This is a genomic window from Citrobacter sp. VF227 (assembly GCF_052950715.1).
Window position 1 is genome coordinate 1 of record NZ_JBRFVF010000523.1, and the last position, 446, is coordinate 446.

At 50.0% G+C, this 446-nt stretch carries 1 protein-coding gene; it reads left to right on the plus strand.

The features are described from left to right. On the plus strand, positions 1 to 395 hold a 395-nt coding region (locus tag ACU8YC_RS27660), incomplete at its 5' end, for a cytochrome ubiquinol oxidase subunit I (protein WP_446896349.1). Positions 396 to 446: the final 51 nt, after the last annotated feature.

The window sequence follows — 446 nt, forward strand, 5'->3', positions numbered from 1 at the left end:
TCATGGTGGCGTGCGGCTTATTGCTGCTGGCCATTATTGCGTTGTCCTTCTGGAGCATAAGTCGTAACCGTATCGGTGAGAAAAAATGGCTGCTGCGTGCGGCGCTTTACGGTATTCCACTGCCGTGGAGTGCTGTAGAAGCAGGTTGGTTTGTTGCCGAATATGGTCGTCAGCCATGGGCGATCGGTGAGGTGTTACCAACGGAGGTTGCAAACTCATCGTTAACAGTAGGTGACCTATTGTTCTCCATGATCCTGATTTGTGGCCTGTATACCCTGTTCCTGGTGGCAGAATTGTTCTTAATGTTCAAGTTTGCACGACTCGGCCCAAGCAGCCTGAAAACCGGTCGCTATCACTTTGAGCAGTCCAATGTGACTTCTCAGCCGGCACGCTAAGACAGGAGTCGTCAAATGATAGATTATGAAGTATTGCGTTTTGTCTGGTGG